This window comes from Streptococcus cristatus AS 1.3089, from assembly GCF_000385925.1.
Classification (GTDB): Bacteria; Bacillota; Bacilli; order Lactobacillales; family Streptococcaceae; genus Streptococcus; species Streptococcus cristatus_B.
In genome coordinates, this window is the sequence record NC_021175.1 from 1,355,832 (window position 1) to 1,372,539 (window position 16,708).

A 16,708-nucleotide genomic window follows, 5' to 3' on the forward strand; every position below is an offset into this window, starting at 1 on the left:
GTCTTATAAGGAAGTTTATTCCCAATATTTCCGAATATTCTTAATCTGCTTCTTAGATGCTTTTATCATCCTAGTTGAGCTGTTTACCGGTAGTGACATGATTTTTCCTGGCAAATAGACAATAGTCTTAGCTAAGCGTTTGGCCATCGTTTCTTCAGGATTGAGATCATTATGAAAATCCTTGCTAATGGTCAAATCCAAATAGAATTCATAGACACGACGACCAAAATTCTCGGCGGAAATCTCGTATAATTTATCGGCTAGCTTTTTCTCGTCCATATCTGGTGTTGCCAAAATGGCCTCCAAAATAGCCCCTGCCAAATCTCGACTTTCATAATAAAGCGTACCAAAAGTTTTATCGCTGATGACATTGTCCAGATAAGGATTGCCATGAGCAATGATCGGCGTACCACTGGCTAAGCTTTCCAGATAAGTCAGGCCCTGAGTCTCACTGGTTGAAGCCGAAATAAAGAAATCTGCCGCCTTATAGTAGAGGGCCGTATCGCTTGGTGCGATCATTCCTGTAAAAATGACTGAATCCTCAATATGAAGCTGGGTTACCAAGGCTTTTAAGTCCTCAGCATAAGGCCCATCTCCGACAATGACCAACTTCACCTTGGCATTTTCTTCCAAAACTATTGGCAGTGCTTCAACAATCGCCTGGATATTTTTCTCGTAGGAAATTCTTGATAAACTGAGCAGCATGACTTCGTCTTCTGCTACGCCTAGTTTAAAGCGCAGTTTCTTGATGTCTTCCCGAGAGAGTTCTGGGCGGTCAAACTTGGCCAAGTCGATTCCTGTTGGAATGACCCTTTTTTCCGCCTTGATTTTGTAACCTACCAAAAGATCGTAAACAATCTCAGAAGGACAAACAACACCATCCAGATCGCTCATAAAGCCACGCACGATGTACTTGACCATACTCGGACGAATCACCATGCCCTTGGCAAGATAGTGCACATAGTCCTCATACTGGGTATGATAGGTGTGAACCACTGGAATCCGCAGTTCCTTGGCAATCCAGATTCCCAAGAGGCCCAGCGAAAACTCTGTCTGAGTATGGATAATATCTAGCTGGTACTGGCGGGCAATTTCTAAGGCATTGGAAAAGCCACGATAAGCCACGCGCCGATCCTTAAAAGCGAAGAAAGGAACGCTGGGAATACGGATAATCTGCCAATCCTCATAGCGGTTGACATCCTTGTCCGTCGTAGTAAAAATAAAGACTTTATGACCTAGTTTCTCTAGCTCGGTCTTGAGGGTACGAATGCTCGTCGCCACCCCGGAAACCTGAGGAAAATAGGTATCTGTAAAAAGACCAATCCGCATATCACATCTCCAAAACTGTTTGGTAAGCCTTGACCAACTGCAGTGCTACATCATCGATAGAGCGACTCTCCGCAACACGATAGCCTGCTTCACGTTTATCAACTTTTCCGTCAAGAACCTTACGAAGCGATTCGACAAACTCATCTACATTATGACAAAGCTCCGCCGAATCTTCATCAATCCAGCCATTATAAACAGGAATATCACGCAGGACCACGTGTTGCCCGCTGGCTAACGCTTCTAGGACCACAATCCCTTCGGTCTCTTCATAAGATGGGAAAAAGAAGGCGTCACTACCTGACATGGCTCCTTGGAAGACTGCACCTTTGAAATAACCCGGAAATTCCACGTTTTCTGGATGATTATAGAGGACAAGATCTCGAATCTTGCGCGGAATAAGCCAGAGATTGATAGAACCCAGCCAGATAAAGCGGACATCTGGCATTCTGCGAGCTACTTCGACAAAGTCCTCGATTCCTTTTCGTCTGAAATAAAGACCGGCACAGATTACGACTTTCTGTCCATCTACAATCCGAAAATATTTTTTAAAGACTTCTTCCTTGCGTTCATCTTTCTTGTATTTCGACAGGTCAATGCCGTTTGAGACAGCCATAATGGGCGTCGTCACACCGTAGGATTCAATCAATTTTTTTGAATACTCAGACGGAGTAATGATAAAATCCGCCATTTTATACATGTGCGCTAGATATTTGCCAAACAAAGGCGCAAAAAGATTGGATCCAATAAAAGAATTTTCAAAGTCTTCTTTGGTCGAATGTCCATGCATGATCACTTTTTTGCCTCCCCGCTTAGCCGCGTGAAGAAGAAGCAAACTACGAGGTCCGTAAGTGTTGATGTGCACGACATCATAATCTCCTAAAACATCTGTTGTATAAGGAATTCCTGCCAGATCCAGTGCATGCATTTGATGCTGCAAGGCACGGCCAATGCCTGATTTTTCTAAAACAGACTTTCCTTCTAGATATAGTAATACTTTCATATCTTCTATTATACCCAAAAGAAGCAAAAAAAGAAACGCCAAGGGAAGATTAGTACTTAATTCATGTACCTAGTCTTCCACCAAGCATTTCCTGTAGCAATATCCTTTCTTGCTGGAACTCTAATCAGTTTCTAATCAGACTAGTCCACCTTGACCACTTGCAGCTCAGCTCCCCCTAGTAGAATCAAATACTTGTCTACTTGGCTAAGGCCATAGGAACGACTGAGGGCTTCGGCATAGAGATACAGTTGAGATCGGTAGCGCTCCACCAACTCTGTCAGCTCATGATAGCGGTCAGTCTTATAGTCAAAGAGGACAATGCGATCATCAAAGAGCAGGTAGCCATCCAAGATTCCCCGAACGACAAAGTTTTGACCGCTGGCTAGATCCTGCTTGAGCATGGCAAAAGGTGCTTCACGATGGAGATGATTAGCCTGCTCCTGGATTAGCTGACCTAGTTCTGTAGCGAAAAAGGCTTCAATCTTAGCTAAGTCAATCTCTTTCTTAACTGCTGCATCTGCCTGAACCTGAGCCAAGGCTTGGCGAATGCTAGTCTTAGTGACAGGCTGATCCAGTGGAATCCGCTGCATGAGCTCATGAACAGCAGAACCGATTTGGGCTCCTGTGATTTGCTTCTTCTTGCCAAAATCAGGCAAGTCAAAAGTCAGCTGGGGCTGATAGCTTCGAGGCGCATCCATAATGTCCAGCCCTTCTGACTCCATCACTGGCTCATAGAACTTCTTGATTTGACTAGGTGTGCGGACACTTGGCAGTTCAATAGCCGCTTGATAAAGACTGTTAAACCGGTCTACATTCTCCAAGATATCCAGAGCCCGGCGAATATCCTCTGACTGACGGTTGCCCGTCAAATCATCTACCGGAATGGAAACAGTCTGCTCCACTACGCCAATCTGCTCGTCTGTCAGCTCCTGATCAGTCACAAAGCGAGTTTGATAAGCCAGATTTTCCCCCTCAAACACAGACTGGATGGCATAGAGCCAATCCTGAAAATTGGTCAGCTGGCTACGAAGGCTGCTGGATAAGCGACCATTTTGGCTAGTCCCCCACTTGCGCTCTTGGAGCTTAGCTTGGTTGCCCTTGCCGACAAGATAGAGCTTGGTTTCAGCCCGCGTCATGGCCACATAGAGCAGACGCATCTGCTCAGACAGGCTAGCCAGCTTGAGTTCTTCGGCATTCTGCTGATAGGGTAGGGTCTCCATGGAAATGCGGATCTGCTTGGGCGCATGAGGAGCCTGAGCCTCAACATCCACATCAGCCACATATTTGATTCCGATGCCTTTTTGTCGGCTGAGGATAATAGCAGAGCTGCTATCCTGAAGATTGAAGGCCTTGTCCATATTTAGCAGAAAGACATATTTGAACTCTAAACCCTTACTCTTATGGATGGTCATTAGTTGGACAGCATTTTTCGGAACAGCTAGAGGGACACTAGCCAAATCGTGCTCATTTTTCAAAATCCGGTCAATCATGCTGATAAAGCGGGACAGCCCCTTGAAACTCGACTTTTCGTAGTCGTTGGCCCGTAAGGACAGGGCATAGAGATTAGCCTGACGCTGTTCGCCATTGGGCAGAGCCCCTACCATATCGTAGTAAAAACGATCTTGATAAATCTTCCAGATTAAATCATAGAGAGAATGGGTCTTGGAATAGCTGCGCCAGTCATCCAGCGTTGTCTGGAAATGCTGCAGTTTCTTGCGCAATTCACCATGTATGAGCTGAGGTTCCAGACCTTGATCAGCCAGAGCATTCCTCAGCTTTTCGTAGAGATTTTCCATAGACTTGGTACTGGAGGCTTGCAAGGCTAGCCGAGTTAATTCGTCCTCATTAAAGTCAAACATCGGCGACTTGAGAAGGGCAGTCAGAGCAAAGTCATTGAGAGGATTGTTAATGGTTCGCAAGGTATCCAGCATCACCATAACCTCTACCGACTGGAGATAATTAGTCTCGCCATCATCAGGCACAATCGGGATATGATGTCGGTCAAACTCTGCCAATATCAGATCATTGCGGGTCCGCGAAGCTGTCAGCAAGGTCATGTCCCTGAAATCCACCCCTTCTTGATTATGAAGGCGGATGATCTCCTTGATTACCAAAGCTACCTCACCAGCTGAAATGCTGGGCAGACCTTGGTCAGAATCCTCTTCTTCGCTATCAGCGCTACCGTCATAAAGCAGAAATTCTGCCTGATTGGCTGGATTCGGCTCCCGTTTGGCTGGATTTCCCGCCACCAAGTAGTGGGTCTCATTGTAGTCAATCTCGCCGACTTCCTCGTCCATGAGTCGTTTAAAGACATCATTGGTCGCTTCCAGCACCTCGATGTGACTACGGAAATTTTCCTTGAGAATGATCAGCTTGCCCTGACTAGGATCGGCCTGATAGAGTTTAAATTTATCGTTAAAAATCTGCGGATCGGCCTGACGGAATCGATAGATGGACTGCTTAATATCGCCGACCATAAAGCGATTATTTCCTCGAGCCAGCAATTCCAGCATTCGCTCCTGAGTATGGTTGGTGTCTTGGTACTCATCGACCATGACCTCATGGTACTTGTCCTGATAGAAACGCCGCACTTCTGGATAATTTTCTAAAATTTCAATAGCAAAATGACTGATATCCCCAAATTCAAAGACATTTTCCGCTACTTTTCGTTCCAAATAAGCTTGCGAGAAATCTCGGACAAAATCGCGTAACAAATCCAGTAGGGGAAGAGCTTCCGCCTGATGTTGCTCCATAAAGTTCAGATGATAGAGGCGGACATCCAGCTCTTTAATTCGCTCTATCAAAGGCTTACGGGCTTCATTATAGGCTTGAGCCAGCTCTTTTTTAAGTTCGTCCGCATTTTTACCAACTCGGGCAGTAAAAGCCTGATGGTTAGAGGTCTTGGCTAATTCTAAAAAGCGCTGAATTAGGTCTAGCAACTGCTCAGATCCAGTCTGCTCTGTCAGCTCAGCCAAGATATCTAAGGCTGCCTGAACATTGTCCTGATACTTAGCCCCAGCAAAGGCTTGGCCTTCATGAGCTAGATGGATCTGGAAAAAATCTTCTAAATCCAGCAGAGACTGCCTAGCTCCAGCCAGCATTCGCTCCCGCTCTGCTTCAAAATCACTGGTTTCATAGCCTAGAAGAAAGGTTTCCTCCAACCATTTCCGCGGATTGCTGGTAGACTGGAGAAAACTATAAATACTATAAATCTGCTGGCGGAAACCAGCAATGTCCTTGCGCTTGCCAGTGAAATTTTTGACCAAGCGGCTGAATAATTCCTGCCGATTACTATCATAATAGGCATCAAACAGCTGGTCAAAGACTTCATTTTGCAGAATGAGCTGCTCACTAGCCGACTGTAAAATCCGAAAATGCGGTGCCAGCCCCAGCAAATAGCCGTACTTATTGACTACTTTCTGGGTAAAAGCATCCATGGTGCCAATATCCGCATTTGCAATCTCAGCCAACTGCTGAGCAAGATGCTGACGAAGTTCCTGATCTGAAGTCTCCTTGAGTACCAGACTCAGCTCCTTCTCCAGCCGTTCCTTGAGCTCACCTGCCGCCTTGACAGTAAAGGTGGAGATGAAGAGTTGGCTGACCTCCACACCTCTGAGAATCTGGTCAATAATCCGCTGAACCATAACATAGGTCTTACCAGATCCAGCCGAAGCTGAGACGAGAATATTCTGACCAGAGGAGTAGATAGCTTGGATCTGCTCTGGTGTGCGCTTTTGTGGCTTGTCAGAGGCAGCTTCCTCAGCCTGCTTGACTAGGATATCCTGCTCGTTTAAAAAGGGAATCCGTCTCATTTGTCCAACTCCTCCTTGATTTTTTCTAGCCAGACTTGACGCAGCTTCTCGCCTGTTGGCCGTTTTTCGTACTGCTCAAGATTTAACTTGGTCAGCTGTCTAGCTTGCCCCAGATGGAGATTAGCTTCAAAGCCTGTAATGGCCTTAAACTGGTCCACATAAGGGGCAATACTGCGGCCATTTTCTGTATAAGGATTGATGGAAAAACGACCAGCTAAAATGCCTTCTGCGGCTTGTCGATATAGATAAGCATTGTAGGTCAGAACTACTTCCAGTTCTTCCTTAGTCAGCAGATTAGCCTTGCTTTTCTCGTAGTTAGCGCCCAAGTCCTTGGCTCGATCAGCCAGAAAGAGGCCTTTGTAAACCTGACTTTTCATAACTTGTTTTACAGCCTCGTCCAGTGCCTTAGTTTCCTTGAGGCTGGCTAGGGGCTCCGTCATCTGTAGGTACATGGCTCCGAAAATTCCCTTGTCTTCTTGGTATTCTGGCATTTCTCGGATAGCCGCTAGGTAGGTCGGCAACTGAGAGTTAAGCCCATTAAAGAACTTCTCAAAGCTGAATTTGGTATCGCCCGACTTGTAATCCACGACTCCCAGACTCCCCGTCTCCGTCAGACGATCAATTCGGTCCACCTTGCCGCTCACTTGAAGAGCTCTGCCATTGTCCAAAAGTAAGAAAGGCCGATCATCCTGACCAAAGTCAGTCTCCTCACCAATGATCTCCAGCCCATCCGACTGAGCCAAGATACGACCAGTAGCTCGAGCTGTGTCCAATAGTAAACGACGGGCAAACTGGGTCTCCCCATTTTCACCATAGACAGTTTCAAACTCAACCTCCCAGCTAGTCTCCTCCATTGCCCGTTGTAAGCGAGTGTCGAAGTCCTGATCCAAGTGCTCCTTCATAACCTTTTCAAAGATTCGGTGGAGGAAAATCCCGTGACTGCGCGCATCCGGCTGAATCGTCCACTCCTCCTGCAGCCGCAAGACATACTTAAGAAAATAGGCATACTGGTTTTTAAAGTATTCATTGAGGGCAGAAGCCGACAGTTTCAAAGGCTGCTCTGAAGGATAAAGAGCTTGGAGGGTTTCTGACTTGAGAGTCTCCGTCTTCAATTCCTTGCTGATCTGGGGAATGGAAATTCCCTCAGCTGTCAACTTCTTGCGTAAGACTCGAACCGCCACTGCCCAGAAGGCCTGTTCCTCCGGCGTCCATTCACGGTCAATATCTTCTTGATAAAGGTCAATCACGCGCGCCAAGAGAGCCCGATAAGTCCCAATATCGTCACTGCTAGCCTGCGGTTTCTTGCTGATGATAGGTAGGGAAATAGGCGCTATTTCCAGCTCTGTCAGATAGGAAGACATGGCATCTTCTACTTCATTGATTAAGACAGGGGCAGACAAAACCAAATCTTCTGTCGCTGAATTGAGCAAGGATAGCGCGGCAAAACGATTTTTCTTGAGATTTTCACTGCTGGCTACCTGCAACTCTGACTCGTCCCCAGTCGCTTGATTTAATTTCTGACGTTCTTCGTCACTGAGCAGACTTTTATTTTGCGCTAACTTGGGCAAGCGCTCCTGCGTCAGCCCGATAGCATAGACATAATGCGCAGCCATGGGCTCAATCAAATCGTAGGATTGAACGGTCACCACATCCACTGTTGCTGGTACAAGTCGGTATTTAGCCAAAAGCATACCAGACAGAATCAGAGCCAGAAAATCATCGATCTTGAGCTTGCTACCGTCAAAAACCTGCGCAAGCTGCTCCAAGACATGACAAAAAGTCTTCCAGACTTCCTCCTGCCGTTCCACTTCCTGCTGGCTTGCACCTTCCAGCAGCCCCATCAGATTGGCATCCAAGCGAACCTCCTTGATAAAGTTGGTAAATTTAGCCAAGAGACCAGTCGCTATCTGACTACGAGATTTGAAAAAGTCTAACAGAGGCGTGATAAGACTCCGACGCATGACATTGAGCCGCTTGAGGTCAAATTTCCCCTGACGATTAATGGTAAAATCTCTCCCTAGCTTAGCTGCCCCTTTAATCTCAGCAAATCGAAGGTACTGCTCAAAACTATCCAGCTCCTCCTGACTCAAGCCACCATAAAGGCCAGTTTTTAAAAGATTGAGTAAATCTTCTGTCTGAAAATTATAGCGTTTCAAGCGCTCCAGTGACTCTAAAAACTGGACCAAAGGATGCTGGGACATGGACTCAGACCGCCCCAAATAAAAGGGAATCTGATACTGGTCAAAGATGGTCTTCATCTGGAGCTGGTAGGCCTCCACATCACCTAAAAGTAGTCGGATATCCTTGTAGCGGGCGCCATCATGAAGCCTCTGACGAATAGACTTGGCCACATATTCCAGTTCTTCTTTTTGATTGCGCACCGACCAAATCTCTAGGTGAGAGCGATCCTCCGCAGTCAATTCCACATGGATTTCAGAAAAATCATAGCGACTCTCTAAAATCTTGGAAATCTTGCCAAAGGCATCATCAGGCTGACTCGAACCATCTGCCAGATACTCTGGCTTGACCTGATAGGTTTGAGCTAGCTTGAGCAAAAATTCCACGCTTGCCTGGTAAAGATTGCCCTCACGAAAGGCTGTCCGATAGGCTTTTTGACTAGCATAAACACCAATGACAATCTCCACTCCCTTGCGATGCAGCAAATCTACTAGATACTCCTCTTCTGCCGAGAACCGAGTAAAGCCATCTATTACCAACGCAAGATTAGCCAATTCACCATCCAAATCACCAGCTAGAATATGCTGAGCGAAAATCGTAAGTTTAGAAGTCGCATCATAATTTCCCGCCTGAAGAGCAGCCGAAAAGACTGTGAAAATCTTGAGCAAATCCTCACGTTTCTCTGGCTCTTCTAGATAGTTCAAATCCGCAAAAGTCATCTGAGCGGTCTGAAGCTCCTGATAAAGTTCTAGCAGTTGCTGGATAAACTGTGCATCCTTCTTAATCCGCCCATAAACCTTGAGCTCTCTGTCATCCATTTCCGATAAAATCCGATAAAATAGCATGCCTAGACCAATATCATCCAAGGGCTGTCCTTCTTGAACATCATTGAGGACAAAATAACGAGCCATCTGGGTAAAACGCGTCACCGTAATAGCAAAGGAAGCCTGATTTTCCAATTCCTCCAAAACTGCTCGCTCCTTTTCAAAAGAAAGCGAGTTGGGCGCTATATAAAAGACCCGCTTGCCGGCCACTGCCAAGTCCTGAGCTTGCTTAGCTAAGTGTGCCGTCAAAGGACTGCGGATGTCTGTATAAAGTAATTTCATACCGTCTCTTTTCAACAACAAAATATCATAGAATGATTATATCATGTTTGCGAGAAAAAGGCTTTGTCTAAAAGAAAAAGCCCCGCCGAAGCGAGACTTTTCGTGTCTGATTTTATAATTGTTATCTGGGAACGAAATCGAATTAAGCTTCGATTTCAGTAACCATACCTGAACCAACAGTACGTCCACCTTCACGGATAGAGAAAGTAGTACCTTGTTCAACGGCGATTGGGTGGATCAACTCAACGTCGATAGTTACGTTATCACCAGGCATTACCATTTCAGTACCTGCTGGAAGTTCGATTGAACCTGTAACGTCAGTTGTACGGAAGTAGAACTGTGGACGGTAGTTGTTGAAGAATGGAGTATGACGTCCACCTTCTTCTTTAGTAAGGATGTAAACTTCACCCTTGAATTTAGTGTGTGGGTTGATTGAACCTGGTTTAGCGATAACTTGACCACGTTCGATTTCATCACGTTGGATACCACGAAGAAGCACACCTACGTTGTCCCCTGCAAGACCTTCGTCAAGTTGTTTACGGAACATTTCAACACCAGTAACAACCGCTTTTTGGATTTCTTCTTTGATACCAACGATTTCGATTTCATCGTTGACACGAACAGTACCACGGTCGATACGTCCTGAAGCAACTGTACCACGACCAGTAATTGAGAATACGTCTTCGACTGGAAGAAGCAATGGTTTGTCTGTATCACGTTCTGGTTCTGGGATGTACTCATCAACAGTGTTCATCAATTCCATGATGATGTCTTCGTATTTAGAGTCGCCTTCAAGAGCTTTAAGAGCTGAACCTTGGATAACTGGAAGATCGTCACCTGGGAAGTCGTATTCTGACAAGAGGTCACGGATTTCCATTTCAACCAATTCAAGCAATTCTTCATCATCAACCAAGTCGATCTTGTTCATGAAGACGATAAGGTGTTTAACACCAACCTGACGTGAAAGAAGGATGTGCTCACGAGTTTGTGGCATTGGTCCGTCAGTTGAAGCTACTACAAGGATAGCTCCGTCCATTTGAGCGGCACCAGTGATCATGTTTTTAACGTAGTCCGCGTGTCCTGGAGCGTCGATGTGAGCATAGTGACGTTTTTCAGTTTCGTACTCAACGTGCGCAGTGTTGATAGTGATACCGCGTTCGCGTTCTTCTGGAGCAGCATCGATAGACGCATAGTCTTTTGGTTGGTTAACTGATGAAGGCAAGCGACGTGCCAATACAGTTGTGATAGCTGCTGTCAAAGTAGTTTTACCGTGGTCAACGTGTCCGATAGTACCAATGTTAACGTGTGGTTTACTACGATCGTATTTTTCTTTTGCCATTTGAGTAAAAGCCTCCAATAAAATATATTTTATAGATAGACAGTAGGCAATACAGTCTAACTTTCCTTACTATTTTATCAAATTTTACTGAAAATGCAAGCCTTTTACACATTTTTTGTCAATTATTCCTTATCTAGCTTATAGTAAGGCTGATTGGGAACGGAAGCACCGATACTCGAAGCATAAATCCACTCTTTTCCTTCTAATTGAGCGAAATTTTCAGCTTTTCCTGTCAAGATAACGCCGGAGAAAGTTAATTGATCACGATTTTCTGGTTCACGAATATCTAGCTGACCAAATTTCTTGAGATAGGACTCAACCTCATTGTACATGTTGTACCCACTAAGACTTGGGAAAAGATTTTTATCTGCCTTTTTCAGATAATCCAAGAAAGTCTGCTGCTCTTTCTTAGCCTCTTTTGCCTTCTTCCTAAAATCTAAATCATAAGTAAAGAGAAGACTAGCGTTAGCTCCATAGGTGAACTGGGGATCGGAATACTGTTCAATATCATTTTCTGACTGACTGCCAATCCAGTACCAGTTAATCTTGAGATTGTTCGGTATCATCTGCTGGATTTCCTTATAGGTATAAGCTTTATCAAAAGTCAAAGCTACTTCCACCAATTGATTCGGCATTTCTTTGACAGAAGCCAACTCCTTAGGCATAGAATTACTATCCTTTGTCCCTTTGGCATTGATATTATAGAAGACCGGATATTTTTGACGCAGGGTTCGCGTATAGGTCCCTGAGAGAGACAAATAAGTCCCTTCCGCAGTCGGATCTCTAAAAGCACCTATGAGTGAATAGTTTCCCTCATAGGAAGGATAAGCTACCTTCACTCCATCTAAATCCTTGAAACGATCAGAATGTAAGGTTCCTGAAAACAAAGAATTTTGAGTGTAGTAAAGACTGTCATAGTCAACATTAGGGTAGGCGATTTCCGACATAACTTCATACTCTTTCTGCAAATTTCGACCATTACTAGAGGCTAATTCTATCAATCCCTTCCCTAGTAAAAGCAATAAAGCTAAGGAAACAAGGCTACTGATGACAACCGTCTTCCAAAGTCGTTTTCTTTTACTTTTCTTCGCTAAAATTTCAAATGTTTCCATTTTTATATCCTTTCTTTTCCAATTTATGGCGGAGCTTAATTCGGCTACGCATGAGTTGTACTTTCACTTTACTTACCGAATACGACATGATTTGAGCGATTTCCTTTACTGTAAAATTTTGGAAATAATAAAGATCTAGAAGCATTGCTTCCTTAGTCGGGAGCTCTTCTATCGTCGACCTTAACAGCTCATAATAGTCGTTTTCAAATGGTTGAATCACATCTTGTTTGAAAAATTCATTTTGCAAAATTTCTAGATAATGCCGATCGCGCCTATAGCGATCGATGTAGCGGCGGATGGAGACCCGATACATCCAAGCTCGCATCTTCTCTGCTGGGATGACCAGATCAGTCTCTAACATTTTGACAAAAACATCCTGCACCACATCCTCTGCCTCAGCCTTAGAAGCTCCTGACTTTTGCAGGTAGAAAACAATCTCTCGGGCAAAGCCAATCAAGATGTTTTCGTATTCATCCAGTTTGATAATCTCACCTCCCCACAACTTCTCCTCAAATCTCTCTTTATTTGCACTTCTTTAAAAAGAATAACAAAATAGCCTTTCTAATCCAAAGCTCGCAGCTGCTACTTTTCATTTTACTTTTCTCTACTCAATAATTTTCTATTCTTCCCCCTTTCTACTAGTATAACGAATAGAAAGTCATTTTGGTTACAAAAATTTCAAATACGACAAAGAAACCCTAGATAGATTGAAACTATCTAGGGTTGACATCTTATAGATTTTACTGAGAGATTGACTCTGAGTTATTGATTTGTTCAGAAGCAGTTCCCAGAGCCTGTTCTGCAGTTTCAGCTTGAGACTGATGAGCTTCTACTGAATGAACTGATTCAGCTGGTTCTGAAACTGATGCTGAGAATGCTGATTGAGTTGGCTCTTGGCTTTGGGCTTGGCTAGCAGCAAACGGTTGACTTGGCTGGTTCACTTGATTCTGACCAAAAGGTTGCTGAGGCTGACCAAATTCTGGATTCTGAACGGGTGCTTGTTGCTGAGCAAATGGTTGACTTTGGCTAGCAGGCTGACCGAATGGTTGGTTTTGAACCGGTTGTTGTGCTTGGCCAAATGGTTGTCCTTGGTTAACAGGCTGAGCAAATGATTGGTTTTGAACTGGTTGTTGTGCTTGGCCAAATTGCTGACCTTGGAATCCTTGTTGACCATATGGAGCCCCATTAACTGGCTGAGCTGGTTTGCTAGCTTGGCAAAGGAGAACGATCATGGCAATACCACATGGTAAGCTGACTAAAGCAGCTAGGATATTCAACACTGGAATGAAGGAAGCTATTGATGGTCCTACAGTGAGAAAAATAAATGCCCAATGGAAACCAGCATCACGAAGACGACGAACAGTGATAGCAAGATTAGGAACGATAGTTGCAAATCCATAGATAGCAAGCAAGAACATTATGAACGCAGCAAAACCAGCGCCAGCCATAGCTCCAGAAAAATCTGGTTCATAATCGTATAGCCCTGCATAATAAACTTCACTAAAAAGCGGAATGAGAAAACCAAAAAGGGCAATCAACGAAAATGGTAGGGTAAGCAAAAAATGACATAGGAAAACCCACCAGAAATCCGAACGACTGGAACGACCACTAAAGTCTGCATAACGAGTCCAAAATTTTTTATAAGCAGAAAACATAGACATCTCCTCCAAATTTTTATTAACAGGGTCATTGTATCATAATTTTAGCTCGAAATCAAGGTAAGCTAACCCTAGCTGGCTATCAGAGCAAGGAAACAGAGCCTTACTTTACAGTCTCAATCTGCCAAGAATCCCAGCCACTAAAGCGAATGGCTCCCTGCTCATCTGTACGAAAAATCTGTGTCTGAATGTTCTCAAATCTGTCTAAAGTTTCCTGATGAGGATGCTTGTAACGGTTATTCTTACCCGCAGAAATGAGGGCAATTTGGGGCTGAAGCTGATGTAAAAATTCTGGGCTAGAGGAGCCCTTAGAACCGTGGTGGCCTGCTTTTAAAACATCCACCTTGAGTTGCGGAAAACGCCGCATCAAGGTAGCTTCGCCATTCTCCTCTAAGTCTCCCGTAAACAAAAAGCTAGTTCCAAAAAACTTCCCGTACAAAACGACAGAGTCATCATTGCTACCGTCGCCTGTATCCTCAGGATAGAGAACCTGCAAAGATCCATCAAAAATTGGAAGGCTATCTCCCACTTCTACCGCATGGACTCTCGTCTGCATCCGCTCCAGTTTCTCCACAAAATCCGACTGAGTCAAACTTCCCTTAGATACATAAATTTCCTTTATAGAAAAATGCTTGGCTACTTCCAGCATATCGCCCATATGGTCCGTATCCGTGTGGGTCAAAACCAGCACATCCAAGTGACTCAGTCCCCGACTTTTCAGATAGGGAATCAAGGTCTTTTCTGCATTTGTCGAAGAAACCCTCTTCTGCCAGGCTTCTTTCTTGCCAATCTCCACTCGACCACCTACATCAATCAGAACAGATTTCCCCCGCCAATCGCGCAAGAAAATGCTATCTCCCTGCCCAATATCAATGACGGTAATTTCATTTTGCAAGGGATGCTTTGTGAGGAAAAAGAGCAGAGCTAGAGCCAAGCTGAGTAAGATTAAGGCTTTCTTCTGTCTACGAAAATCATAAAGCAAGCTAAGAATGATCAGCAGACCTAGCATCATCCAGATGGATGGCTGACCAAAAACCACTGGCCGTGAGGAAATAGCCGCCGTCCAACGAATCAGCCCTTCCAGCAGTTCAAACAAGGCATTGACCTGGGTAATTTTCAAAAGAGGCGATAGGGCAAAAATAAAGGTCAGGGCTGGAAGCATAAAAAGATCAAAAACAACTGAAAATAGAAAAGTCAGCAGAATAGACCAAGGCTGAAATTCAGAAAAATAGAAAATCAGAATCGGCAAAATCCCCAGTGAAATGGTCAGACTTTCTGCCAGCACCTTTCGTACGGGAGGTAACTGCTCAAAATCCATGACCGAAATGACAAAAGCATAGGCACAGGAAAGAACTCCACCCGTCGTCAAGAGAAAATTGGGCATGAAAATGACTAGGAGCACGATCGTTAAAGCAAAGTTGTCCAGCTTGGTCACACCGAACTGCGAGAGCAACTTTTGCACTAAGCTCCTCACAACCGATACTGAAAAGCCCGTCAAACCCGCATAGATGAAGGAAAAGGGCGACTGAAGCCAATCAACGGTTTCCCTTTTTAAACCAGATTTCAGGAGAATCCGGCGAAAACCATCCATGAAATAGCCGACCTGCATTCCAGATAGGGCAAAGAGATGGATAATCCCCAGACTGGAATAAAGTTCATTCATCTCAGCAAAATCTGTATCCAAGTCACCAAACAAGAGTCCAGTCATATAGTGGCTCATGGGACTAGGAAAGTTTTCTTTGATATAAACCAAGGCTTTTCTGCGCCAGACCGATAACCAATCCCAAGTATTAAGACTGCTAAAATGCTGACTGGACTTGATTTGATTGATCTTCAAAATCCTGTAAATCCCCTGCGTTTTCAGATAAGCCCGATAGTCAAAGCCTGAAAAATTACGCTGGTCTTCTGCTAAACTAAGCTCTCCATCAATCTCCAAAAGCAGTTGATCACTCAACTTTTGAAAAGCTTGTTTTTCCTGTTCTGACTGGATTTTATAAAAAGCCTGATAGGTTCGACCATTGGAATGACCGCGAAAAGAAAGCGAGTCGCCATTGACTTTGATTGTATCTGGCTTCATCACAATGGCAGAGATAGTTTTCGGTTCATCTTGAAAGGCTTGATTAGCCATTTCTCTCCGAAATAGGAAAAATCCAGCAAAAAGACTCAAAAGCATCAAAACAAGCAGACTATTCTTCGTCGAATAAAGCCAAAAGAGCCGAACAAGGAGAGCTGCCAAACCCAGATAAACTGGCAGACTGCCTGTGTAAACAGCAAAGTAGGTCAACACTAGCAACAGACAAAAATAGATTGGTTTAATGGGAAATTTATTTATCCACTGTGACATAGTCTTTTAACTTTTCTAAAGTTTTTGCACCAATTCCTGAAACATTTTTCAGCTCATCTACTGACTTAAACTTGCCATTGGCTTCCCGATAAGCGATGATGTCTTGCGCTTTCTTTTGACCGATGCCTGAAACGGTCTGAAGTTCAGCTTCGGTCGCCGTATTGAGATTGACCAAGCCAGACTTCCCTTTTGCCGTTTCTCCATTTCCAGCGGGCGTCTGACTATCTTGTGTCACATCTGCCCCTTCCTCACCGACTCTAGCTACATAAACAACCGCCTCATCTGTTAATTTTTGAGCTTGGTTGATGGATTTTGACTCGGCATCTGGCAGTAGACCACCTGCTTTTTGTAAGGCATCGTGTACACGCGCTCCTGCCCGCAACTGATAAACTCCTGGATTTTTGACAGCTCCTTTGACATCAACGGTGACTTCTTTCTCAGATTCCTCCGAATCTATATTTTTTTCTGAGATTTTTTCTTGATTCGCACTTCTTTTTTCTGCATTGGTTTCAGATGAAGCTGATGTAACCACTTCCTGAGCCAGTGCACTGACTTGATTCTGTGGCTGAGCGTTGCCCTTCAGCAAGAAAAGCCCAGCCAAGACGACTCCTATCAAAGAAAGCCCAACAAAAATCTTGTATTCCTTTAATTTTTCAAGTATTTCTTCAAACATAATTTTCTCCTTTATCTTTTTATTCGTAAAAGAAAAGGGAAAGTATAGAAATCTGAAACAAAGTTTCAAATATAAATAAGAAAACTAAAACAGAGGCTGGGACAAAAGTCCTAGCCTCTCAATTGTCTTTGGATTGTCGAGCAAGACGCAGTGGTTG

The 16,708-nt window shown here is 44.3% G+C and carries 10 protein-coding genes; all 10 read right to left on the bottom strand.

The window, feature by feature from the left end:
- Positions 1–15: 15 nt before the first annotated feature.
- Positions 16–1,329: a glycosyltransferase family 4 protein gene (locus tag I872_RS06755; protein WP_015605392.1), complete on the bottom strand. Its 1,314-nt coding sequence runs from the start codon at positions 1,327–1,329 to the stop codon at positions 16–18.
- 1 nt (position 1,330) lies between these two features.
- A complete protein-coding gene (locus tag I872_RS06760) occupies positions 1,331–2,329 on the bottom strand; it encodes an LTA glycolipid anchor biosynthesis glycosyltransferase, IagA/BgsA family (RefSeq protein ID WP_015605393.1) in 999 nt (332 codons plus the stop codon).
- Positions 2,330–2,469: 140 nt separating this feature from the next.
- Complete coding sequence (gene addA / locus I872_RS06765; protein WP_015605394.1) at positions 2,470–6,141, bottom strand: helicase-exonuclease AddAB subunit AddA; 3,672 nt, start codon at positions 6,139–6,141, stop codon at positions 2,470–2,472.
- Positions 6,138–9,425 (bottom strand): ATP-dependent nuclease subunit B, encoded by a 3,288-nt coding sequence (rexB, locus tag I872_RS06770; RefSeq protein WP_015605395.1) that lies wholly within the window; start codon positions 9,423–9,425, stop codon positions 6,138–6,140. The genes addA and rexB overlap by 4 nt, the downstream gene beginning before the upstream one ends.
- 142 nt (positions 9,426–9,567) lie before the next feature.
- A complete protein-coding gene (gene tuf, locus I872_RS06775) occupies positions 9,568–10,764 on the bottom strand; it encodes an elongation factor Tu (protein ID WP_015605396.1) in 1,197 nt (398 codons plus the stop codon).
- Between the two features lie 122 nt (positions 10,765–10,886).
- Positions 10,887–11,876, bottom strand: a complete 990-nt coding sequence (locus tag I872_RS06780) for an anti sigma factor C-terminal domain-containing protein (protein ID WP_015605397.1) — start codon at positions 11,874–11,876, stop codon at positions 10,887–10,889.
- Positions 11,863–12,333: an RNA polymerase sigma factor gene (locus I872_RS06785; RefSeq protein WP_172456459.1), complete on the bottom strand. Its 471-nt coding sequence runs from the start codon at positions 12,331–12,333 to the stop codon at positions 11,863–11,865. The genes I872_RS06780 and I872_RS06785 overlap by 14 nt, the downstream gene beginning before the upstream one ends.
- 283 nt (positions 12,334–12,616) lie before the next feature.
- Positions 12,617–13,531: a DUF805 domain-containing protein gene (locus tag I872_RS06790; protein WP_015605399.1), complete on the bottom strand. Its 915-nt coding sequence runs from the start codon at positions 13,529–13,531 to the stop codon at positions 12,617–12,619.
- A 106-nt stretch (positions 13,532–13,637) separates the two neighbouring features.
- On the bottom strand, positions 13,638–15,878 hold the full coding sequence (locus tag I872_RS06795; RefSeq protein WP_015605400.1) for a DNA internalization-related competence protein ComEC/Rec2: 2,241 nt from the start codon (positions 15,876–15,878) through the stop codon (positions 13,638–13,640).
- Entirely contained in the window at positions 15,859–16,551 is a 693-nt protein-coding gene (locus I872_RS06800; RefSeq protein WP_015605401.1) for a helix-hairpin-helix domain-containing protein, read from the bottom strand. Before I872_RS06800 ends, I872_RS06795 begins: the two co-directional genes overlap by 20 nt.
- Positions 16,552–16,708: the final 157 nt, after the last annotated feature.